Annotated in this window: 19 protein-coding genes and 3 pseudogenes; 12 read left to right on the forward strand and 10 right to left on the reverse strand. The window is 61.7% G+C overall.

The genetic code is table 11. The features are described 5' to 3' along the window. The first annotated feature begins 145 nt into the window (after positions 1 to 145). From HJB91_RS20740 to mobB, 3 genes are read left to right on the forward strand one after another with little or no spacing between them, the layout of a single operon-like run. Positions 146 to 1,054: a DMT family transporter gene (locus HJB91_RS20740; protein ID WP_210631048.1), complete on the forward strand. Its 909-nt coding sequence runs from the start codon at positions 146 to 148 to the stop codon at positions 1,052 to 1,054. 9 nt (positions 1,055 to 1,063) lie between these two features. Then, on the forward strand, positions 1,064 to 1,693 hold the full coding sequence (gene mobA / locus HJB91_RS20745) for a molybdenum cofactor guanylyltransferase MobA (protein WP_210631047.1): 630 nt from the start codon (positions 1,064 to 1,066) through the stop codon (positions 1,691 to 1,693). Continuing rightward, positions 1,690 to 2,211: a molybdopterin-guanine dinucleotide biosynthesis protein B gene (gene mobB, locus HJB91_RS20750; protein WP_221155823.1), complete on the forward strand. Its 522-nt coding sequence runs from the start codon at positions 1,690 to 1,692 to the stop codon at positions 2,209 to 2,211. Before mobA ends, mobB begins: the two co-directional genes overlap by 4 nt. Here mobB and HJB91_RS20755 read toward each other — a convergent pair. The 3 genes and pseudogenes from HJB91_RS20755 to HJB91_RS20765 form a co-directional block, all read right to left on the reverse strand. Further along, on the reverse strand, positions 2,143 to 4,308 hold the full coding sequence (locus HJB91_RS20755; protein WP_221155838.1) for a hybrid sensor histidine kinase/response regulator: 2,166 nt from the start codon (positions 4,306 to 4,308) through the stop codon (positions 2,143 to 2,145). The two genes, mobB and HJB91_RS20755, sit on opposite strands and share 69 nt — an antisense overlap. Further along, complete coding sequence (locus HJB91_RS20760; RefSeq protein ID WP_221155824.1) at positions 4,283 to 5,794, reverse strand: ATPase domain-containing protein; 1,512 nt, start codon at positions 5,792 to 5,794, stop codon at positions 4,283 to 4,285. Before HJB91_RS20760 ends, HJB91_RS20755 begins: the two co-directional genes overlap by 26 nt. A 150-nt stretch (positions 5,795 to 5,944) precedes the next feature. Next, positions 5,945 to 6,839, reverse strand: a pseudogene (locus HJB91_RS20765) (LysR family transcriptional regulator). A gap of 147 nt (positions 6,840 to 6,986) precedes the next feature. On the opposite strand from HJB91_RS20765, the pseudogene HJB91_RS20770 reads away from it, so the two are divergent. Next, a pseudogene (locus HJB91_RS20770) lies at positions 6,987 to 7,410 on the forward strand (cupin domain-containing protein). After that, positions 7,397 to 7,750 (forward strand): annotated as a pseudogene (locus HJB91_RS20775) (aldo/keto reductase); the annotation flags it as partial. The pseudogenes HJB91_RS20770 and HJB91_RS20775, both read left to right, overlap by 14 nt. Before the next feature lie 144 nt (positions 7,751 to 7,894). On the opposite strand, the gene maiA reads toward HJB91_RS20775, so the two are convergent. The 5 genes from maiA to HJB91_RS20800 all read right to left on the reverse strand — a co-directional run bounded on the left by maiA (position 7,895) and on the right by HJB91_RS20800 (position 12,580). Then, entirely contained in the window at positions 7,895 to 8,530 is a 636-nt protein-coding gene (maiA, locus tag HJB91_RS20780) for a maleylacetoacetate isomerase (RefSeq protein WP_221155825.1), read from the reverse strand. 231 nt (positions 8,531 to 8,761) lie between these two features. After that, a complete protein-coding gene (locus HJB91_RS20785) occupies positions 8,762 to 9,178 on the reverse strand; it encodes an organic hydroperoxide resistance protein (RefSeq protein ID WP_221147586.1) in 417 nt (138 codons plus the stop codon). Positions 9,179 to 9,356: 178 nt separating this feature from the next. Then, the gene (locus HJB91_RS20790) at positions 9,357 to 10,679 is read right to left on the reverse strand and encodes an ATP-binding protein (protein ID WP_221155826.1); all 1,323 of its coding nucleotides are present in this window, start codon (positions 10,677 to 10,679) and stop codon (positions 9,357 to 9,359) included. Next, on the reverse strand, positions 10,676 to 11,416 hold the full coding sequence (locus HJB91_RS20795) for a response regulator (protein WP_221155827.1): 741 nt from the start codon (positions 11,414 to 11,416) through the stop codon (positions 10,676 to 10,678). The genes HJB91_RS20790 and HJB91_RS20795 overlap by 4 nt, the downstream gene beginning before the upstream one ends. Positions 11,417 to 11,527: 111 nt before the next feature. After that, positions 11,528 to 12,580, reverse strand: a complete 1,053-nt coding sequence (locus HJB91_RS20800; protein ID WP_221155828.1) for an alpha/beta fold hydrolase — start codon at positions 12,578 to 12,580, stop codon at positions 11,528 to 11,530. Positions 12,581 to 12,936: 356 nt separating this feature from the next. Between HJB91_RS20800 and HJB91_RS20805 the strand changes: the two genes are divergently transcribed. Both HJB91_RS20805 and HJB91_RS20810 read left to right on the forward strand, forming a co-directional pair. Next, a complete protein-coding gene (locus HJB91_RS20805; RefSeq protein ID WP_221155829.1) occupies positions 12,937 to 14,712 on the forward strand; it encodes a cytochrome c biogenesis protein DipZ in 1,776 nt (591 codons plus the stop codon). Positions 14,713 to 14,758: 46 nt separating this feature from the next. Beyond that, entirely contained in the window at positions 14,759 to 15,517 is a 759-nt protein-coding gene (locus HJB91_RS20810) for an alpha/beta fold hydrolase (protein WP_221155830.1), read from the forward strand. 90 nt (positions 15,518 to 15,607) lie between these two features. On the opposite strand, the gene HJB91_RS20815 is transcribed toward HJB91_RS20810, so the two are convergent. After that, positions 15,608 to 17,815, reverse strand: coding sequence for an OmpA family protein (locus HJB91_RS20815; RefSeq protein WP_221155831.1), 2,208 nt, complete (start codon positions 17,813 to 17,815; stop codon positions 15,608 to 15,610). Positions 17,816 to 18,147: 332 nt separating this feature from the next. Between HJB91_RS20815 and HJB91_RS20820 the strand changes: the two genes are divergently transcribed. The 4 genes from HJB91_RS20820 (at position 18,148) to HJB91_RS20835 (ending at position 21,139) form a co-directional block, all read left to right on the forward strand. Then, entirely contained in the window at positions 18,148 to 18,921 is a 774-nt protein-coding gene (locus HJB91_RS20820; protein WP_210631034.1) for a transporter substrate-binding domain-containing protein, read from the forward strand. A 113-nt stretch (positions 18,922 to 19,034) separates the two neighbouring features. Then, positions 19,035 to 19,841 (forward strand): ABC transporter permease, encoded by an 807-nt coding sequence (locus HJB91_RS20825; protein ID WP_221147580.1) that lies wholly within the window; start codon positions 19,035 to 19,037, stop codon positions 19,839 to 19,841. Continuing rightward, positions 19,838 to 20,668: an ABC transporter permease gene (locus HJB91_RS20830; protein WP_221155832.1), complete on the forward strand. Its 831-nt coding sequence runs from the start codon at positions 19,838 to 19,840 to the stop codon at positions 20,666 to 20,668. The genes HJB91_RS20825 and HJB91_RS20830 overlap by 4 nt, the downstream gene beginning before the upstream one ends. A 204-nt stretch (positions 20,669 to 20,872) precedes the next feature. Then, the gene (locus HJB91_RS20835; RefSeq protein ID WP_011425678.1) at positions 20,873 to 21,139 is read left to right on the forward strand and encodes an usg protein; all 267 of its coding nucleotides are present in this window, start codon (positions 20,873 to 20,875) and stop codon (positions 21,137 to 21,139) included. On the opposite strand, the gene HJB91_RS20840 is transcribed toward HJB91_RS20835, so the two are convergent. Beyond that, entirely contained in the window at positions 21,140 to 21,865 is a 726-nt protein-coding gene (locus HJB91_RS20840; RefSeq protein WP_210631031.1) for a DUF2270 domain-containing protein, read from the reverse strand. It abuts the gene before it with no gap. 113 nt (positions 21,866 to 21,978) lie between these two features. Between HJB91_RS20840 and HJB91_RS20845 the strand changes: the two genes are divergently transcribed. After that, positions 21,979 to 22,797, forward strand: coding sequence for a methyltransferase (locus HJB91_RS20845; protein WP_210631030.1), 819 nt, complete (start codon positions 21,979 to 21,981; stop codon positions 22,795 to 22,797). Positions 22,798 to 22,853 lie beyond the last annotated feature (56 nt).

A 22,853-nucleotide genomic window follows, 5' to 3' on the forward strand; every position in this document is an offset into this window, starting at 1 on the left:
TGCTGTAGTTTCCACATAAGCGCCTGCCGTTACGTCAGCAGCTTTGTGCAGCGCACCATCGATTTATCCCAGGTGTGACATTCATCCGATTCCCTTCATGTATCTTCCCGACTAAGAAAGGGCGCACAGGTAAGGGAATCTCTTCATGCCGCGGTCACGCAATACTGAGGGCGCCATTTATATGAGCATGGCGATGGCCGGCTTTTCCGCGAGCGATGCCCTCTCCAAATCGGTGGTCGCCTATATGAATGCCGGCGAGATCATGTTCCTGCGCGGCCTCTTCACCAGCCTGCTCGTCTATCTGATCGCCAGGAAAATGGGCGCTCTGCGCTCCTGGCGTGTCGTGCTGCAGCCGGTTATCATCCTGCGCATCATCTGTGAGATGTTGTCCGCCGTCACCTATATCACCGCACTCGGCATGATGCCGATCGCCAATGCCTCGGCGATCCTGCAATCGCTGCCGCTGGTCGTCACCTTCGGTGCGGCGCTCTTCTTCCGCGAGCCCGTCGGCTGGCGGCGCTGGTCGGCGATAACAGTCGGTCTTGTCGGCGTCATGATCATCATCCGCCCCGGACCGGAAGGATTCACCGCTGCCGCCCTGCTCTGCGTCGGCGCGGTACTGACGACGGCCGGCCGCGATCTCGCTACCCGCTCCATCGATCCGAAGATTCCCTCGCTGATGATCACCGTCATCACCGCGACCTCCATCTCCTTTTTCGGCGCGCTTCTCATTCCCGTGCTTGGCAGTTGGCAGTCGGTCAGCGCGACCTCCCTTGGACATCTCCTGCTTGCCTCGGTGCTGGTGCTCGTCGGTTACCAGTCGGTGATCCTCGCCATGCGCACCGGGGAAATTTCCTTCGTCGCGCCCTTCCGCTATACCAGCCTGATCTTCTCCTCGCTGCTCGGCTTTTTCTTCTTCGCCGAAGTACCTGACAACTGGACGCTCCTCGGTGCCGCAATCGTCATCGCTTCCGGCCTCTATACGTTCTATCGTGAAGCCAAGCGCCGCGTGCCTCCGATCGCGCAGGAATCGGCGCCGCGCTCACCGGTTTGAGGCAGGATGATGACTGAATTCCCGCTCGACAGATCCGATATAGCAGGCGTCGTGCTGGCCGGCGGCCGCTCGCAACGCATGGGTCGCGACAAGGCGGAGGTGATGCTCGGAACCGAGAGCCTGCTTCGCCATGTACTGCTCCGTCTCTCGCAGCAGGTCATCTCCGTTGCCGTTAACGCCGACGCAGTCGCCGAGGACGTGCCGGTGGTTCCCGACCGCATTCCTGGCAAGGCCGGGCCGATGGCCGGCATCCACGCGGCCATGGTCTACGGCGCCGGCCTTCCCGCGATTACCCATGTCGTCACCGTCTCGGTGGATTGCCCGTTCTTTCCCACCGATCTCGTCGCCCGCCTGGCCGCAGCCCTGGCGCGGCCGTCGCAGATCGCCATTGCCGCCTCCGAGGGCCGCAATCATCCCGTCTTCGGTCTCTGGCCGGTGACACTGGCAGCCGATCTGGAAGCCTGGATCGCTACCGACGAGAAACGCCGCGTGCGCGACTTCCTGTTGCGGCATGACGTTACGGAAGTGGACTTTCCGCTGCATCCGACCCGCGCCAGCCTGCTCGACCCCTTCTTCAACATCAACACGCCTGACGATCTCATCGAGGCGCAACGCTGGCTGGAGGCCCTGCGCACATGACCGCACCGAAAATCTTCGGCATTGCCGGCTGGAAGAACTCGGGCAAGACAGGGCTTGCCGTCCGGCTGGTGACGGAGTTCACCCGCCGCGGCTACCGGATCTCGACGATCAAGCATGCGCATCATGATTTCGACATCGACAAAGTCGGAGCCGACAGCTACCGCCACCGCCAGGCCGGCGCCCACGAGGTCACCATCGTCTCCGGCACGCGTTATGCCATCATGCATGAGCTGCGCGGCGCGCCCGAACCCGCGTTCGAGGAGATTCTCGCGCGTCTCGCCCCCTGCGATCTCGTGCTGATCGAAGGCTACAAGCGCGAGCCGATCCCGAAGATCGAGGCTCGCCGCCTGGAGGCCGCCAATCGTGAAGCGTTGGCGCCGAGCGATCCCAATATCTGCGCCATCGCCGCCGATCATGCCGTCGGGGATACGGCCCTGCCCGTCTTCGATCTAGACGATACGGGCGCCATCGCCGATTTCATCGCAGCGGTCGTCGGCCTTGGCCGGGCGAGGTCCTGAAGCACCGGCGCCGCTGCCACATCTGAGACCCGGCGCCGCTTCGCCTGTCACCGCCTTGCTGATTTCCTTGGCAAGCTGCGCCTGATTATAGGGCTTTCCCAATCTCGGAAGATCGATGTCGGTGCCGGCGGGTAGATCGGCATAGCCAGTTGCCAGCACGATTGGCAGCGCTGGCAGGATGTCCCGCGCGGCTTCAGCGAGCTGTGCGCCGGTCATACCGGGCATCGAATAATCGGTGATCATCAGATCGAAAGGCTGGCCGCTCCTGATCAGATCAAGCGCCTGCGAGCCGGAATTTGCCTCGATGACCTCGTGGCCGAGATCTTCGAGCATGTCGACCGAACTCATGGCGATCAAGGCATCATCATCGACCAGAAGGATCTTCAGTCTGGACGCGGCCTGCGGGACGGAGAGCTCCGCCTCGGCCAGCAGCACGGGGCGCCGTTCGGTCGCCGGAAGCCACAACTCGGCGGTCGTTCCCACCCCAAGCTCGCTTTTCAGAAGGAGTGCGCCATTGAGCTGAACGGCAAGTCCGTGGATCATCGATAGACCCAGACCCGTGCCCTTTCCGAGTTCCTTGGTCGAGAAGAACGGATCGACGGCCTTCTTCAGCGTCTCCGCGTCCATGCCGGTGCCGCTGTCGGCCACCGCCAAGACGAGGTAGGCCCCCTCGCCGAGATCGGCGCCATTGCCGACGACCTCTTCCTCGCGCAGCGAGATGGACAGCCTTCCCCCCTCCGGCATCGCATCGCGGGCATTGACCGCAAGGTTGAGCAGCGCCAGTTCGAGTTGGTTCGCGTCAACAAGCGCCGGCGGCAGCCCATTCGGCAGGAGGGTCTCGATGCTGACCGAAGGTCCGACCGAGCGCCGTAGCAAGTCGTTCATCCCGGAGACGAGCTCGGCCAGATCGACGGGCCTGACCTGCAGATCCTGCTGCCTGGCGAAAGCCAGCAGGCGCTGCGTCAGCGCCGCTCCCCGACGTGCACCCTGGAGCGCACCCTCCACCAGACGTGTGGCCTTGGCATCTCCCGCAACGTGCTTGCCGAGCAGCTCCAGATTTCCGAGAACTACCATCAGCAGATTGTTGAAATCATGCGCGACGCCACCAGTGAGCTGGCCGATCGCTTCCATTTTCTGGGATTGGCGAAGCTGCTCCTCGGCTCTCTCGCGCTGGGCGACTTCTTCGAGCAGTGTCTGGTGGGCGGCGTTGACCTCTCTGGTCCGCTCCCTGACGCGTTCTTCGAGGTTTTCGTTGAGACGTCTCAGATTCTCCTCGGCCGCCTTGCGGGCGGTGGTATCGGAGCAGACGCCTACGAGTTTCCTGGCGGAGCCATATTTGCCTGCATAGAGCTGCGCGTGAACCTCGGTCCAATGCAGCGATCCATCCGGCCAGATCGTCCGGTGCGCGATCGAATAGTCGCGTCCGGTGTCTATCGTCTGGCGCAGGCGCGCCTGCACGAGATCCCTGTCGCCGGGATGAATGCTTGCAATCAGCTCGTCGTACGTCACCTCCTCATCCGGCTCTCGGCCGAAGATGGCTTTGCACGTCGCCGAGACGGACAATGCCATCGACGATAGTTCGAGCTCCCACGCCCCGAGACGGCCGGCGGCGAGCGCCGTCTGCAATCGCCGCTCACTTTCGCTCAGAGCCTCGAGCCGTGCGCGCGCCTCATATTGGCGCAGGCGCCCCTTCAACGCGGTACGGGCGATGCTGATGAAGGAAGTCGCATGGAACGGCCGCTCCAGGAAGGTGACGTTGCCGAGAACCTCGGAAAGCCTGGCAGCGGATGGATTTCGCTCAGGCCCCCCGCCGCGGGTGGTGAGCACGATGAACGGCAGGTCCGACCAGCTCGGCTGGGCCGAAACCCAGGCGGCGATCGGCTTGAGGTCGCCCGAGCGAACGGCCTCTTCCGTCAGGACACCAAGCGCGATGTCATCGCTGAGCGACGACGCAAACATGGAAAGGTCGGCGGCGGCGATCGAGGCCAGTCCGGCCTCGTCGACCAGCGAAACCGCCACCCAGGCATCACGGCCGGCGGGCGTGTAGATCAATGCTTTCGGTTTGCCGGAATTAGGAATCGCCGCCATCCCCGCCATCGGTCGACAGGAGCGGCGCCGACGTTCCGATGAATTCGGGAACGCCACGAAGGACGCCTTGGAACTCGACGAGAGGATCTCCGAACGTCAGGCCGGAACTGTCGATGCGATACTCCCGGATGGTATCCTCATGAAAGCCGGTCCTCTTCTTGATCACGGAGACGGCGCGGCGCACCTTTCCGGCAGCCTCGAAATAACGCAGCAGAATGACGGTATCGGCGAGATAGGTAACGTCGACAGGTGCCTTCATGTCACCGACCAGCCCGTGCTGGGCAACGGTGAGGAAGGTGTTGGCGCCTTGCCTGTTCAAATACTGCAGCAATTCATGCATGTGAAGGATCAGTGAATTCTCATCCGGCATCGAAGCCTGATAACCGTTAATGCTGTCGATGATGACAGTTTTCGCATCCGACTTGTCGACGCAGTCCCGCACGCGGTGGGCGAATTCGCCCGGCGACAGTTCGGCGGCATCGAGCTGTTCAATATGGACCTGGCCCGCGTCCCTCATCGCTTCGAGATCCATTCCAAATGCCTTCAGCCGGGCAAAGAGCAGACTGAGCTCCTCGTCGAAAATGAAGGCCGCCGCTTTCTCGCCGCGCGCAACCGCTGCCGCCAGGAACTGAAACGAAAAAGTGCTTTTTCCTGTGCCGGCAGGACCGAGGATGAGGGTACTGGAACCTCGCTCCAGGCCGCCTCCTAAAAGAAGGTCCAGTTTCGGGATATTGCAGGAAATCCGATCGCGGAGGTAAGTCGATTTGTGTTCGGCGGCGACCAGGCGCGGAAACACCATGACGCCGCCGGTCTGGATGATGAAATCGTGATAACCGCCTCGGAAGGCCTGTCCACGATATTTAACGACCCTCAGACGGCGGCGTTCGGAGCCGTAGCTCGGCGCAAGTTCCTCGAGATGGATGACACCGTGCACGACGCTGTGCACCGTCTTGTCGAGTACGTCGGACGTTAGGTCGTCGAGCAATAGGACGGTCGCTCCCTGCCGGGCAAAATAATGTTTGAGCGCCAGGATCTGCCGGCGATAGCGGAGCGAGCTTTGCGCAAGCAGCCTGATTTCCGACAGGCTGTCGAGCACGACGCGCTGTGGCTTTACCCGCTCGAAAGCCGCGAAGATTTCCTTCGTCGTCTCGCCCAGTTCGAGATCCGACGAATAAAGCAGGCTCTGCTGCTGGTCGGAGTCCAGCAGGCTTTCTGGAGGCACGACTTCGAAGACCTCGATATTGCCGTCGATCACCATGCCATGCGACGCCGCACCCGCCCGTAATTCGCTCTCGGTTTCGGAAAGGGTGATGTAGAGCCCCTGTTCGCCAAGCCGTGCGCCTTCGATCAGAAACTGCAGCGCAATGGTGGTCTTGCCTGCTCCCGGATTTCCCTCGAGGAGGAACACATGGCCCGCCGAAAGCCCTCCCGCCAGAATTGTATCCAAACCGGACACTCCGGTCCGGGCTTTCGCGGCAGGCAGCGCAGTATTCATTCATTGTTTCCTTCATTTTCAAGTGTGAATTAGTGGGGAGTGATGGAATGTCAAATCGCCGGCACTGCAGGTTTTCACCCCCGGCAAAACGCCTCTCATAGTGTTACAGCAAGCATGGACAACCGCTTGTTGGGGACCCGAATCCGCCAACTATCCTCGATAGCGAAGCGTATCGACGATGAGAGCGAAAGCCGCCGAGGCGTGCCGGCGGCCTGGATAATAGAGATGGTAACCGGGAAACGGCGGACACCAGTCTTCGAGCACGCGCACCAGCCGCCCATTCGTTAGATGCGCCTGCACGGCGTCCTCCGGCAGATATGCCAGCCCTAGCCCGGCGAGCGTCGCATTCAGCCTGAGCGCGATATTGTTGAAGGTCAATTGTCCCTCGACGCGAACCTTCAACTCGTGCCCGGCCCGCTCGAATTCCCATCCATAAACACTGCCATAGGTCGGCAGGCGGAGATTGATGCAATTGTGCTCGGTAAGATTCTGCGGCGTCAGCGGTTTTGGGCGCCCTTCGAAATAGGCGGGGGCACCAACCACGGCCATGCGCATGTCCGGACCGATGCGCACTGCAATCATGTCTTTCGCCACCTGCTCCCCCAACCGCACGCCCGCATCGTAGCGTTCCGCGACAATGTCGGTCAGGCCGTAATCGACGATGATCTCGACATTGATATCGGGATAATCAGGTAGGAGCCTTTCCAGGGGCGGGCCAGAGGATGGCATCCGCCGCATGTTCGCCGGCGTTGATGCGGATACTGCCGGCCGGCTTCTCCCGAAATGCGCTCAGGGCGGCAAGCTCGAACTCGATCTCGTCGAGCCGCGGACCAATGGTGAGAAGCAGCCTTTCACCGGCCTCCGTCGGCGAGACGCTGCGCGTCGTACGTGTCAGCAATCGCAAACCAAGCCGCTCCTCAAGCCCCCGGATAGTATGGCTGAGCGCCGACTGCGACACACCCAGCCTCGCCGCCGCCTTCGTGAAACTCTGTGCGCGGGCAACGGCAAGGAAGACGATCAGATCATTGACGGCAGGACGCGGCATTCATGAAACTTTCTCATAGGTCCTTGCCATGACTACCATCTAATCGCCACCAAAGGCACGCGCTAAATATCGGTCATCGCAGGACGAAGACATGCGCCACGGGGTGGACGAACCGTTCCACAAGCTCAGACACAGGAAAGGACGATGATGGAAATCAAGCGAAGCGGCTCGCAGCCTTCAGCCAAGGGACCGGCGGACTGGTTCACCGGCACGGTGCGCCTCGATCCTCTCTTTCAGCTGACCCACCCGGCACGCGCGGCTGGCGCCAGTGTCACTTTCGAGCCCGGCGCGCGGACCGCCTGGCACACCCATCCTCTCGGTCAGACGCTGATCGTCACATCCGGCTGCGGCCGCGTGCAGCGCGAAGGAAGGGCCAATCGAGGAGATCGGCGTTGGCGACGTCGTCTGGTTCTCCCCCGGTGAACGCCATTGGCATGGCGCATCGCCGACGACGGCAATGACCCATATCGCCATCCAGGAACAGCTCGATGGCAAGGTCGTCGACTGGATGGAGCATGTCACCGACAGTGAGTATCAGGCTTGGAAGGCAAACGGCTATGGAGAAGCGTGAACTTGGAAGGAGCGGTCTCGAAGTCTCGGGGATCGGTCTCTGCTGCATGGGGCTGAAGTATTTATGGCCCGGGGAAAGACATTCAGGAAGCGGTCGCGCTGATCCGGAAGGCGTTCGAACGCGGCGTGACCTTCTTCGATACTGCCGAGGCCTAGGGACCCTATAGCCACGAAGAGCTTTAGGAGAGGCGCTTGCTCTCTTCCGCAGCGAGGTGGTGATCGCCACGAAATTCGGCTTCGACTTCGATGCCAATGGCGGCCAGGGTGGGATGAACAGCCGGCCGGAACAGATCCGCGCGGTTACCGATCAGGCGCTGAAGCGCCTGAAGACCGATGTCATCGCCGAGGATCTCGCCGATATCGAAAGCGCGCTCGCCACCATCAAGGTGGAAGGTGACCGGTATCCCGCGCATCTGCAGGCAAGGGTCAACCGCTCAAAAGAAAAACGACCACCTTCTTTGACGGCCGCTTCTTGATTGACCGCATCACCGTCGCGGCGCCGGCGCGTTCTCCTGGAAAGCCGGGATCGCCTCCAGCTTGGCGACAATCGCCGAGATATTGGGCCACCGGGCGAGATCGAATCCCATGCGCCGGGCGCTAACCGCTTGCGGAAAAAGGAAGATATCGGCAATGCTTGGCCGGTCGCCGACGGCGAAGGCGCCTTGCCTGCGGCCGGCAATCATCGTTTCCACAGCCGACATTCCCTCACCGACCCAGTGACGGCTCCATGCGGCGACCGCATCGGCATCGGCGTTGAAGGTGCTTTTGAGATGCAGGCCGATCCGCGGCGGCAGCAGCGCATGGATCTCGGCTGCGATGGCAAGTGCAATCGAGCGGGCCAGCGCCCTATCCTCCGCCGTGTCAGGCAACAGCGGCGGCTCAGCCTCGATTTCCTCGAGATACTCGATGATCGCCAGCGATTGGGTGATGAGGATGCCGCTATCCGTCAGCAAGGCCGGCACCAGCCCCTGCGGATTGATCTTGCGGTATCCGGCCTGCCGGCTCTCGGCCTCCTCGCCAAGAATGGTGACCGGCAACGCCTCGGCCGTCAGCCCCTTCAGGCCGAGCGCGATCCTGACGCGCGACGTCGCCGAGGAGATTTCGTTCTGATAGAGCTTCATTGTCTTTCTCCCTCATGGCCTCGGATGAATGGCCGCCCTTGCGCCGCGGAAGCTGCCGATGCCGCTTTCACCAGGCCTGCAAGCGGCGAAGGCTCCTGCGAGCTTATGTCGTAGATGCAGGGTGCGGCAAACACTGCCGCCCCCAGCACGCAGATGATCATCAATCTCATTTTATCCTCCGTCGGCGAGGCCCCGACTGGCCTCGCCCTTTGTGCTTTCGGCTCCTGCCCGTCAGGCAATGCTCAATTCGACTTGGATATTGCCGCGTGTCGCCTTCGAATAGGGGCAGGTCCGGTGCGCCTCATCGACGAGCGCCTTTGCGGCATCCGCTTCGATGCCAGGCAGGCTGACCTTAAGGCGGGCCTGCAGGAAATAGTCGCCATCGGTTGTGCCGAGATCGACCTCGGCATTGACGGCGGTCTCTGCCGGCACCTTGACCTTCAACTTGCCGGCGGCAATGCCGATCGCGCCGATGAAGCAGGCCGACCAGCCGGCTGCGAAAAGCTGTTCGGGATTGGTGCCGGGCTGGGCGCTGCCGGGAGGCGAGAGCCTGATGTCCAGCTCTCCGTCATCGCTCTGCGAAGCGCCGTCGCGCCCGCCGGTGGTGCGGGTTCTGCCGGTATAAAGAACCTTGTCGATCTTGGTCATGGAAACACTCCTTGTTGCGTCGCTTCATGCGACTGGCCGCTACTGCGGCCGGGTTGACGGAGTTGGTTTGATGGATCGATATATCAGGCATGTTTCCGGAAACGGCCGAAATGTCACAAAACGTAGCATCCGGCGTCCACGACATTTTCGCCTACAAAACATTCTGATAGTTTTGACATCACCGAATGGTGACTTCAGCCGCCAGTCCGCCACCCGAGCGATTGTAGAGCTTCAGAGATCCGCCGATCTTCGCCGTCAGCTGCTGGGCAATCGCCAGCCCGAGACCTGTGCCGCCGGTCTCGCGGTTGCGAGATTGCTCGAGCCGGAAAAAGGGCTGCATCGCGGCTTCGAGCATATCATCCGGGATGCCGGGTCCGCGATCCATGACGCTGATGACGACGGAATTGTCAGCGCCGCGCTCGACGCTGAGCTCGGCGGCGCCGGCAAACTTCAAGGCATTGTCGATGAAATTCGATAGGATGCGGCGAAGGGCGTGCGGCCTGGTGAAGGCGGCGCCTTCAACCAGCCCGACGACCGTCACGGCCTTTCCTGTGTCCTGATAGTCGTAGGCTATGCTGTCGATAAACGATGCTAAATCGATGCGAGTGTTCTTTTCCCCGCTGCCGTGTGCGCTGCGCGCATAGGCGATGCCGTCCTGGACGAGACGCTGGATCTCGGCGAGATCATGCACCAGCTTGTCCTTCTCGGGTGAATCCTCCGCCATGTCGGCGCGCAGCCGCATCCGGGTGAGCGGCGTCTGCAGATCATGCGAGATCGCCGCCAGTATCTGGACCCGTTCCTCGAGATAGTGGGCGATCCTCTCCCGCATCGCATTGAATGCTCTTGCCGCATGCGCCACCTCGCTAGGCCCGGCCTCACTCAAAGCCTGACCGTCTTTATCAGGATCGAGTGCATCGGCGGCAGCAGCGAGTTCGCCGAGCGGCCGGATCGCCTGGCGGACGGCAAACCAGGTGCAGAGAATGAGCAGCGCCATTTGGATTGCGAAGACGTAAGGCAGCCATGCGGCGATCGGCATGACGCCTCTCGGCGTGACATCGATCGTCAGAGGCGTTCCGTCGCTCAGCGTCAGATGCGCCTGCAGCCGGTTCACCTCACCCGGAATCCGTTCGATGCGGATGGGAAAGCGATGCCCGGCGGCCGCCTCTATTTTTCCTGCGATCTCCCTCGCCTTGCTGGAGCTGTCGGGCACACCGGCCAGGCCGGGTCCGAGCTCGAAACGGTAGTTGCCGCGGCTCAGCCAATCCAGCAGGTCGCCGCGCTCACTTGCCGGAAGTCGGTCGAGAACGGCAATCGATGTCGCGACGTCGTTCTCCAGCGTGCCGAGCATCACCGCCTTGGCCGACATGTAGCGCTCCATGTAGAGCACGCTGAAGGAGAGCCCATAGGCGAAGGCCAGGCCCACCAAAAGAATGAGGAAGATCCGCGATCTGAGCGTTCTCGGCCACATCAGGCCCGATAGCATGGGGATATCAGCCCTCATCGGCGCGGCTCCGAAATTTCGACCGGAACCGAGAAGACATAACCTTCGCTGCGAACCGTCTTGATATAGGTCGGCTCGCGCGCATCATCCCCGAGACGCTGCCGCAGGCGGCTGACGAGAAGATCGATCGAGCGGTCGAAGAGTTCGGCGTCACGGCCCTGCGTCAGGCTCAGAAGCTGGTCGCGGTTAAGCACCCGTTGCGGATGGTCGATGAAGACACGAAGCAGGCGGTATTCGGCGCCGCTCAGCGCAATCGCGGTCCCGTCCTTGTCGAGAAGATGACGGGCGACAGTATCGAGCCGCCAGTCGCCGAAGGTCAGCAATTGACCCGCCTCACTGATCTGCAGGTTGGGCGGCAGCATGCGCGTACGCCGCAGCACCGCCTTGATGCGGGCAAGAAGCTCGCGCGCCGCAAAGGGTTTGGCAAGATAGTCGTCGGCGCCCATCTCCAGCCCGAGGATCCTGTCCATATCGTCGGTGCGGGCCGTCAGCATCAGAATCGGGATCGCCTTGTGCCGGCCGGCGCGCAGTTCCCGGCACAGCACCAGCCCATCGTCGCCGGGCATCATCACGTCGAGTACGATCAGATCGACGGCATTGGCTTCCAGAAAACTGCGCAACTGGCGCCCATCCGCGGCAACACTGGTCCTGAGGCCGTTCTTCTGCAGATAGACCGAGACCAGCTCGCGAATTTCACGATCGTCGTCGACGATCAGGATGTGATCGACATGATCCATATTGCCTATTCCTCAACGATTGCGGCCGCGCCCGCCGCCTCGCTCTTGTCGAAGTGCCAGACGCGACCTACGCATATTCCGCCCGCGTGAGCAACGAAGCTTTGCCGCCAATCAGAAGCGGTCGACGTCGATGACCGCCCGGGCGAAGGCCTGCGGCGCCTCCTGCGGCAGATTGTGGCCGATGCCGCCACCGATCGTGCGATGTTCGTATCTGCCGGAAAATTTTCCGGCGTAGGCGGAAGGTTCCGGATGCGGCGCACCGTTTGCATCGCCTTCCATGGTGATCGTCGGCACCGAAATCATCGGCAGAGCGGCAAGCTTCTTCTCATAGGCACCATATTTCGCCTCGCCTTCGACAAGCCCCAGGCGCCAGCGGTAATTGTGGATGACGATATCCACATGGTCGGGATTATCGAAGGCGGCCGCCGATCTGTCGAAAGTCGCGTCGTCGAAATTCCACTTCGGTGACGCCGTCTGCCAGATGAGCTTTGCAAAGTCGTGAGTGTTGCTCCGATAGCCCAGGCGGCCGCGTTCGGTGGCGAAGTAGAACTGGTACCACCAGGCAAGTTCCGCCTTCGGCGGCAGCGGCTTCTTGTTGGCCTCCTGGCTGCCGATCAGGTAGCCGCTCACCGATACCATCGCCTTGCAGCGCTCGGGCCACAGCGCGGCCATGATATTGGCGGTCCGTCCGCCCCAGTCGTAACCGGCAATGACAGCCTTTTCGATCTTGAGCGCATCGAGCAGGGCGATCATGTCGGCGGCAAGCGCCGAAGGCTGGCCGTTGCGCGGTGTCTTGTCATCGAGGAAGCGGGTCGTGCCGTAGCCACGCAGATAAGGCACGATCACCCTGTAGCCGGCCGAGGCAAGCAGCGGCGCGACATCGACAAAGCTATGGATGTCATAGGGCCAACCGTGCAGCAGCAGCACGACCGGACCATCGGCCTTTCCGGCCTCGGCATAACCGATATCGAGCACATCGGTCTTGACCTGCTTCAGCGCTTCGAATGACGCATTGGTCCCGGCCTTTACGTCAGGCAGCGCGGCGCTGGAAGACTGCGGCAGTTGGGCTGCGGCCGCTCCGGCCACGCCGAATTCGACGGCTGCAAGCGCGATTGCCGTCATGCCAAAGAAACGGCGGCGATGATGATTGATTTGCTCTGACATCGGTCTCTCCTGTCGAATGGATCACGGCGCTGAGATGACGTTCGGCTTGTATCGGCCATATGTCACAGGCTGCGGTTTTTGAATGCGAGTGTAACCTCCGCCTGCCGAGATACATTCTGATACAAAAGCGCCGCCTCGGCAGGGCATGGGCGGACGGTCGCAGTTTTCGCCGCCGCCTCTGCGGATAGGCAGTTTGTATTCGTTTGTATCGTCCGCGCTCCAGCGCAATAGTTCGGTACATTTTCCCGTCAAACCAGACACATCGGAGATACCTCCGCCCGGCTATCTCGCCGCCGTTGCTGGTTCGGGCCCATCGCCGTCCAGAGCCCGATCAAACGGTTTCAAAGGAAACGATGATGACACTTCTGATCATTGCCTATCTCGGAGGCGTGCTGACCATTCTCAGCCCTTGCATCCTCCCTATCCTCCCCTTCGTCTTCGCCCGCTCCGGCCAGCCTTTCCTCAAGAGCACGCTGCCGATGCTAGCGGGCATGGCCGCCACTTTCGCGCTGGTCGCGACGCTTGCCGCGGTCGGCGGCAGCTGGGCGATCCGTGCCAATGAATATGGCCGGCTTGCCGCGATCGTCCTGCTCGCGCTCTTCGGAGTGAGCCTGCTTTCGCCCCGCTTCGCAAGCACGCTTGCCCGCCCGATCGTCGATCTCGGCAACAATCTACTGAACGCCAGCGGCGGCGGACGCACTGCGCCGACGGTCAGGAGCGCGCTCATCCTCGGCGTCGCCACCGGCCTGCTCTGGGCGCCCTGCGCCGGACCAATTCTCGGCCTCGTGCTGACGGGCGCGGCATTGCAGGGCGCCAACCTGCAGACAACCGCCCTCTTGATCGCCTATGCCGCCGGTGCTGCGACCTCGCTTGCCGTCGCCTTGCTGGTCGGCGGTAAAATCTTCGCCGCGATGAAGCGCTCGCTCGGCCTTGGTGATCGAATCCGCCAGGCTGTCGGCGCTGCCGTGTTGGCGGGCGTGGCGGTTATCGCGCTCGGTCTCGACACCAGCCTGCTGGCGCGGCTTTCCTATGCCAGCACTGCCTCGCTGGAACAGGCCGTTCTGGACAGGCTGCATGCCAGGCCGGCCGGGGGCACGCCCTCTGAGGTGGCGAGCAACGACAAGATCATTCCCGCGGCCGATGGAAGCAAGCCTTTCCGCAGTGATCTGCCCGTCGAAGCTTATGCGCCTTCGTTCGACGGCGCGGTCGAATGGCTGAACTCGGAGCCTCTGACCAAGGAGCAACTGCGGGGTAAGGTGGTGCTCGTCGACTTCTGGACCTATTCCTGCATCAACTGCATTCGCACCATTCCCTATGTCAGTGCCTGGGCGGAAAAATATGCGGATCAGGGCCTGGTCGTCATCGGCGTGCACGCCCCGGAATTTGCCTTTGAGAAGACGATCGACAATGTCAAGAAGGCTGTCGGCGACTTTCGGATCGGCTATCCGGTTGCGATCGACAATGATTACAAAATCTGGCGCGCCTTTGAAAACAGCTACTGGCCTGCCGCCTATCTGATCGATGCCAAAGGCCAGATCCGCTATCACCATTTCGGCGAAGGCAATTACGGCAGGACCGAAAAAGCCATCCAGGATCTGCTGCGCGAAGCGGGCAGCCAGATGGCGGAAACGGCACCGGTTGCGCCCGCTGCCAAGGGCGTGGAGGCAGGTCCCGACCTCGCCAATATCCGGTCCGGAGAGACCTACCTCGGCTACGGGCAGGCCGAAAATTTTGTCTCGCCCGAAGGGCTGCAAGCCGATATGCCGCAGAACTACTCGATCACCGAGCCCGGCATTAACGCATGGGGCCTGTCCGGCACCTGGACCATCGGTAAGGATCAGGCAACGCTCGATGAGGCAGGCGGCGGCATCGCCTATCGTTTCAGCGCCCGCGATCTGCATCTCGTTCTCGGACCCGGCGCCGACGCCAAACCGATCCGTTTCCAGGTGAGGCTCGACGGCAAGGCGCCGGGACCCGATCATGGCTCCGACATCGATGCCGACGGCAACGGCACGGTCACCGGAACGCGGCTTTACCAACTCGTTCGCCAGGCCGGCGCCGTCGCAGCCCGCACCTTCGAAATCCGCTTCCTCGATCCGGGCGTCCAGGGCTACGCCTTCACCTTCGGCTGAACCTCAAGATTCCCGCCCCGCAACGTCAACCACAAGGAGTGACCCCATGAACAAGCATCTGACTTTCATCGCAAGCCTGGCCTTTGCCACCGCCGGAATCGCTTTTGCGGCCGAGGCTGCCGCGGTCAAGAACATCGTGATCGTCCACGGTGCGCTGGCCGATGGCTCTGGATGGCGAAAAGCGACCGATATCCTCGAAAAGCGCGGCTTCAACGTCACCATCGTCCAGGAGCCTCTGACATCGCTCGATGACGATGTGGCGGCAACGAAGCGGATTCTCGACCTGCAGGAAGGACCGACGCTGCTCGTCGGCCACAGCTATGGAGGCATGGTCATCACCGAAGCCGGCAACAATCCAGGCGTTGCGGGCCTCGTCTACGTCGCCGCCTTACAGCCAGACAAGGGGGAAAGCCTGCTGAGCCTCGCCAGCTCGAAGCCGGCCGGCAGTATGGACATCAAGGAAACTGAGGACGGCAAATATCTTTACCTCGACCCCGGCGCCTTCGCCGCGGCTTTCGCGGCCGACCTGCCGAAAGCCGAAGCCGATTTCCTGGCAAGATCGCAGGTCTTCGCCGCCAAGCAGGCCTTCTCGACCAAGATCGGAGAGCCGGCATGGCGAACGAAGCCGAGCTGGACGATCGTCGCCACCCAGGATCGCTCCATCAATCCCGAGCTGGAGCGTGACATGGCGAAACGAGCTGGCAGCGAAGTGACCGAGATCACGGCCAGCCACGCCGTCTTCGCATCCCAGCCGGAAAAAGTCGCCGACGTCATTGAAAAGGCGGCTGCGAAAGCCGGCCGATAGAGAGGGGTAAGACAAGAGCGCGCCCCCTTCTCCCGGCGGGAGAAGAGGAGGTCAGCGCCCCTCCCTGACACCGGGGAGGGGCGGAAGCAGCTACTGGTTGGCGGCGACCGGACGCACCAACGGAGTGACGCGGCGGATGGTGACGCGGCGGTTTTCCTGTTCGGGGCCCGACGTGTTGACCTTCAAGTAACGTTCGCCGTAGCCCTGCGTCGCCATGTTTTCCGGCGGAATGCCATAGACGTCGGAGAGCACATTGGCGACCGATTCCGCCCGCTGGTCGGAGAGGACCAGGTTGCTCTGGTCGGAACCGACAGCATCCGTATGGCCCTCGATCAGGAAGGTCTCGCTCGGATCTTTCTTCAGCACCTGGCTGATCGCGTCGGCGACCTTACGCAATGTGCGCGCCTGAGTCATCGGGATCTCCGCGCTGCCGGTCGCAAAGGTGATCGTATCAAGATCGATTCGGCGGACCTTGTCGCGAATACGAGCGGAATACTTCACCTCATTCAGCGAATAGACACGCTCCACCGGCTCGACGGGAGGTTCGCTCAGGAACTCGTAATAGTCCCTGTCCGGATCGCTGCGAGTATCGATGATGTATTCGTTGAGTGGCACGCGCAGCCGCATCGGCGGCAAGTCGGCACCCGCATCCTCGAAATAGTCGCGGTCCGGATCCTCATAGAGATCGGGCGAATAGTAGAGAACGTCCTCACGCCCGCGGGCATCGACGCGCGACCGCTGGATGATGTCGCCGTAGCGGTTGCGGATCGTGACGATGCGGTAACCCTCCGGTCGCGCAATCGTCTCGCGGTAACGGTCGCCCGGGAGCTCTTCGTAGATCGGCCGTTCGCCGTCGCGCAGGAACCGCCTGTCGTCGTCGCTGCGCACGATCACCTGATTGTTGTACTGAATGATCACGCGATTGTCGTCAGTCTGGTCGTCGACACGCGCCCCGTCCGGGCGAACGAATTGCGGCCGGGCGTCGAGTCTGGTTCCTTTCTCGCTAGTCACCGCCTCGAGCTTGACCGTCGGTGCCCTATCCGCGGTGGCGGCCTGCGCCTCGGCATCAGAGGTCGGCACCTTGAAGTCCTTGCTCTCGGCGCGCATCTTGTCGCGGTCGCGGCGGACTTCCCTGCCCTTGCTGCGGTCGGCATCCTTATCGCTGTCGAGCACGGCCGCACCGTTTTCAACCGGCAGGACAACGGTCTCGTTGCTCTTGGCCGGATCTTCGGCAATCTTCTTGCGGCGCTGCAGCTCTTCCGGCGAAACCTTTTCAGGCGCAGGAATGGCCTGCTCGGCCTGCTGACCGCCGCTGGCTTCAGGCAGCGGCTGGGCCGCGCCGGTGGCGGGTGCTGCCGGCTGTTCGCCGGCGGGCTGTTCGCCTGCAGGTTTCGCCGCCATGCCTTCCTTCGGTTTTTCGGCCGGAGCGGCTTCCGGGGCAACGGCCTTGTCCTGGGTCGCCTTGTCTTGGGTCGCCTTGTCCTGGCTCGCTTTATCTGCGGGCGCCACAGTCTCGCCGGCTGCGGGCTTCTTTTCGGCCGGCGCTTCGGCTGTGGGTTTTGCCTCCGGCTTGGCTTCGGGCTTGGCCTGTTCTTCGGTCGGCGTCACCGCCTCGGGAGCGGCTGTCTCGGCCTTGCTCTTGCCTTTATCGCGGGGGCGCTGCTTTCCTTCCGGCTTGGCCTCCGGTGCAGCCTGCTCCGTTTGCGGCTGGGCCTCCTTTGCGGCTGGCTGCTGCGCCTCGGGCTCGGCCTGCTGAGCCTCAGGCTTCTTGGGTTTTTTCGGCTTTTCCTGCGTTACCGGCTGCTGTTCTTGCTGCGGCGCGGCCTCCGGCTTTGCCTCGGGCTGAGCCTCCTGTTTGGCTTTCCGCGCGGGCTTGCTTTCGGGCTGTTCCGCCGGCGCCTCTTTCGGCGCCTCGGCTTTCGGTGACGCGGCCTTGGGTTCGGGTGCTGCCTTGGGTTCGGGCGCGGCCTTGGGTTCAGGCGCCGGAGCCTCCTTGGGTGCTTCGGCCTTCGGCTTTTCCGCAGGTGCTTCCTTTGGCTTCTCGGCGGCTGGCGCCTGTTCGGCTGGGGCCTCCTGCTTCTCCTTGTGCTTTTTCTTCTTCAGCAGCTCTTCTTCGGAAGGTGCATCCTGGGGCGCATCCTGCGCCACTTCGAAGCTCCCCTGTTCGACTTGCCGCGCGGCGGCTGCCTGCGTCTCAGCGCCGCGCACGGCGGCCATCGCCGACACCGGCTGCAGCGCCAGCGAGAGGGAAAGCAGCGGAAAAGCCGCGCTTGCGAACAATCTTGATTTCTTGCCCATCGGGTTTCCTCGATCCTGTTTGAGCTTCCTGAAGGCCGACAGGCCCTAGTTCCGCCCCTAGCGTCGCATTGAGGCGAAACGGCGAAATGGCAAAGCGCCAACCCGCCGATTTGTTCCGGTTCTAGGAAGCCGGGGATTAACCTCAGGTGAATGTAGCGGTCTGCCGCCGTTCATCTCGCCTGCTGTTTGCGCCGCGAATAGCCCGGGAATTTCTGTTGCATTTCCATGAAAAAAAGTCTGATTATCGCCGCAAGGCGGTGCCCGTCACCGTTGAACAGCAGCCGTCAGCCCAAGAGAAAAAAGCGCGATGGCTACCAACAGAGAGGATCCTCATGCATATCTCCACCCGTATCTTCGCGGCAGCCTCGCTCGCGGCAATGTCGCTCTTTGCCGGCTCCGCCATGGCCGATGGCGAGAAATACGTGATCGGCACCGATTCGACCTATCCGCCCTTCGAATTTGTCGATGCCAGCGGCACCATCCAGGGCTTCGACATCGATATCGCCAAGGCGCTCTGTGCCGAGATGAAGGCCGAATGCTCCTTCGTCAGCACCGATTGGGACGGCATCATTCCGGCGCTGAACGCCAAGAAGTTCGACATGATCGTCTCCTCCATGTCGATCACGCCCGAGCGCCTCAAGCTCGTCGACTTCTCCAACAAGTACTACAACACCCCTCCGGCCATCGCCGTACCGAAGGATTCGAAGATCACTGACGTTGCCGGCCTCAAGGGCAAGGTGATCGGCGCACAGACTTCCACGACGCATGCCAACTACGCCGAGAAGCACCTCGCCGACACCGAGCTGAAGCTCTACCCCACGGCCGACGAATACAAGCTCGACGTTTCCAGCGGCCGTGTCGATGCTGTCATCGACGACGTCGTCGTTCTCTCCGAATGGGTCAAGTCCGACGCCGGTGCCTGCTGCAAGATCCTGACGACCCTGCCGGTCGACAAGGAAATCAACGGCAACGGCGCCGGTATCGCCATCCGCAAGGGCGACCCGCTGAAGGAAAAGCTCAACACCGCGATCGCTGCGATCCGCGCCAGCGGTGAGTACAAGAAGATCCAGGACAAGTACTTCGATTTCGACGTTTACGGCGAATAAGAAATTCGGTATCTGGCCGATCAAGCGAATGGCGGAAGGCTTGCTCTTCCGCCATTTTTGTTTGACAAAGGTGGCAAGATCAAAACGGCAAAAGCCGTGAGGGGAATTCACGCATGGGCGGATTGTTTTCCGCGCTCGGCTCCTTCTGGAGCTCACTTGTGCACATTTTCGATCCGCTATGCGGACCCGTCGGCATCTTCACCTGGTTGGGTCCGTCGACGATCCTAGCCTGTGGCGACACCGGCTGGGGCGACGAGATCGCCCTTGGCCTGCAGGTCACCGTATCGGTGGCGATCGTCACCCTGCCGATCGGCCTCGTCATCGGCTTCCTCGTGGCTCTCGGCCAGCAGTCGGAAGAAAAATCGCTGCGGCTGGCGGCCGGCATTTACACGACTATCTTCCGCGGCCTGCCGGAGCTTTTGACGCTCTTCATCATCTATTACGGCATGCAGATGCTCATCCAGTCTCTTCTGGAGCTTGCCGGCTATGTCGGGCCGCCGGTCGAGATCAACGCCTTCCTGGCCGGCGTGATCGCTCTGTCGGTTGTCTTCTCCGCCTATTGCTCGGAAGTATTGCTTTCGGCTTTCCGCGCCATTCCCAAGGGCCAATATGAGGCAGGAGATGCGCTCGGCCTGCATCGCGGCCGCACGCTACGGCTCGTCATCCTGCCGCAACTCGTTCGCATCGCCCTTCCCGGTCTGACGAACCTCTGGATGGTGCTCCTGAAGGACACCTCCTACGTCTCGATCATCAGCCTTGCCGATATCCTGCGCCAGACGAGCGTCGCAGTGCGGGTGACCAAGGAGCCGTTCTTCTTCTATGGCATTGCCTGCTGTCTCTATCTGGTGCTCGCCATTCTCTCCTCCTTCCTGCTTATCTATGTCGACCGCTGGGCCAAACGTTCGGATGTCCGCCGATGAGCTACGCTGAGACATTGATCCCCCCGCAGCCTGCGCCCCGCGAGGTGGCAAAGCCGGTCACAGTGGCACGCCTGTGCGGCTACGTCTTCGTTGCGGTCTGGGCTCTGCTTGCCGCGCTGCTGATCTTCACCGTCATCAATGGCTGGGATCCGGACAAATTCACTCGCTACGGACCGCGTTATCTGCACGGACTCTGGGTAACCCTCAGTCTGGTTGCCATCTCCGTCGTTTGCGGCGCCATCCTGTCCCTGCCGCTCGCCATGGCCCGGCTGTCGAAGAACCGGGCTCTTAACTGGTTCGCCTATGGCTATATATATTTCTTCCGCGGCACGCCGCTGCTTGCCCAGCTGTTCCTGGTCTATTACGGCCTCGGCGTCTTCCGCCCGCAGCTGGAAGCCGTTGGCATCTGGTGGTTTTTCCGCGAAGCCTGGTATTGCGGCCTCTTTGCCATGACGATCAATACGTCGGCCTATCAGGCGGAAATTCTGCGCGGCGCGATCGAAAGCGTGCCGCACGGCCAGCGCGAAGCAGCAGCAGCCCTCGGCATCCATAAGACCATCGCCTTCCGCAAGATCATCCTTCCGCAGGCCTTCATCGTGGCGCTTCGCCCCTACGGCAACGAGATCATCCTTTTGATCAAAGGCTCGGCGGTCGTCGCCATCATCACCGTCCTCGATCTGATGGGCGAAACCCGTTACGCCTTCTCCCGCACCTTCGACTACCAGACCTATCTCTGGGCAGCGATCTTCTACCTCACCATTGTCGAGGCGCTGCGCCATCTCTGGGCCTGGATCGAGCGTCGACTGACGCGGCATCTCAAGCGCTGAGCATGAAGGGCAAAAGTGTATCGCGGTTTTGGGATTGCTAAAGAAGCGTGGCAGCACTCGTATTATCATGCTGCCAAACCGTTGAAAACAAAAAACAATACTTCCTTCGCAACGTATCTGTTAAGCTTGCGTTAACCATTCGCGTGCTTCCATTTCACGTGGCGCTAATAAAGCGCGAGTGGGAACGAGAAGAAGCTGAATACGATGCACAAGGACATGGAAAAGCAACTGCAGGGTTACGGTCTGACGACCGCCCAGATCCTCTACCACCTCCCGGATCACCCGACGATCCTGCAGACCTATGTCTGGCAGGATTATGATCTGGCACCCGATTTTCCCGAGATGCGGGGCTTCCTTAAATTCTGGCAGGAGAAGCTCGACGGGCCGCTGCATTCAGTGCGCTACGTCCACCGCAAGCTGATCTCGGCGACAGAGTGGCGGGCGTTGAAGGGCGAGTTCATCCTGCATTGATCACACATGCGCCTCGCCATGGCCGAATTCGCCTTCGTCCCGGTCTGGACGCAGGGCGAAATAGAGCATGCCCAGGTAAAAGGTGACGACGATCGAAATGACCGCAAGGCCGGGGAGTGGCCCGAGCACGGCATTGTCGATGACATAGGCCCAGGACTGCGCCTGCAGCGCCGGCGCGCCCTCCGTCTGCAGTTTTGGCGTCGAGATCTTCAGGCACCAGGCAAGCAGCAGGATTAAATACATCCAGCCGTAATTGCGTTTGAGCCGCCGATGCATCGCTTCTCCATAACTGAGCAGAAAGCGCGGATGACGCAGGCTGTTGGCAATCACCGCGGCCCATTCGCTGCCGGCCGCAGCGTTCGGCGCCATGATCTGCGCGAAATAACAGCGCTCGACCTGCCGGATTCGGGCGCGGTAGATATCAAAGAAGCGGTAGCGCCGCGCCTCGATCATCAGAAGCAGCGTAATCAGCATCACGCCGAACAACAACACGCCGTGATGCGAGCTTGGTGTCGACAACGACACCGAAAGCAGCGCCGCGACCACGGTGATCGCCCAGTTGGACGTCCGGTCGATGCGGTCGCGCCAGCTCGTCATCCGCCCGAGTTCGCCGCGGTAATAATGGCTGAGCGTATTGGTGATCTCGCCCGGCGTCGTGGGCAGCAGCAAGGGGCGCTCGCCCCCTTCTTTCCTTGCCGGTGGCACCCTGTCGTGCTCCGCTTTCATGGCGTTTCCTCCCATCGTCTTCTTTTTGGCCATTCTGCGCCTGTTGCCGCGCCATTGCAAAACTTCGAAAGCCGCCGTAGAGCCATGCCTGAAACAGAAGGACATGCACCGCGATGGCAAAGAAGATCGACGAAGAAGCCCTTGCCGAGGCCTACAATCGTGCACTGGCGCTGGAGAAATCAGGTGATGTCGAGGCGGCCGTAGCGGCCTACGAGGACGTTTTGGCGATCGATCCCGAGGACCACGGCGGAGCCGCCGTGCGCATCGCGGCGATGGGCCGCGGCGAAACCCCGGTCAAGGCGCCCGACGCCTATGTCGAGACCCTGTTCGATCAGCATGCCGAGGTCTTCGAGGACGTGCTCGTCGAGCAACTCGGCTATCACGTGCCGATGCTGGTGCGCCAGCGCCTGCAGGCATTGAAGCTCGGGCCGTTCAAGCGTTTGCTCGATCTCGGCTGCGGCACCGGTCTCACAGGCGGCGCGCTGCGCGAGCTGTGCGAGGACATGACCGGCATCGACATATCGGAGAAGATGGTCGAGATCGCCCACGAAAAAGATCTTTACGAGACGCTCTTCGTCGCCGAGGTTGAGGATTTTCTCGACGACAATGACGAGGACGCTTTCGACCTCATCACCGCCACAGACGTGCTGCCCTATCTCGGCGCGCTCGAACCGCTCTTCTTCGGCGCCGCCGAAAATCTGACGCCGGGCGGCCTGTTCATTTTCTCCTCGGAGACCCTGCCTGACGAATTGCTTGCCGGCCGCCCCTACATGGTTGGACCACACCAGCGCTTCGCCCATGCCGACGCCTATGTGAGAGAACGGCTGACGGCCACCGGTTTCGCGCTTGTCGAGATATCCGACATCAACGTGCGCATGGAAGACGGACAGCCGACGCCGGGCCATCTGGTGATCGCCAGATACATCGGCTGAAGATAATAGTTTCACGATCGGTGAACTATCTGTTGCGCGATGCCTGCGGACCTGAT

Source organism: Rhizobium sp. NLR10b, assembly GCF_019685435.1.
Taxonomy (GTDB): Bacteria; Pseudomonadota; Alphaproteobacteria; order Rhizobiales; family Rhizobiaceae; genus Rhizobium.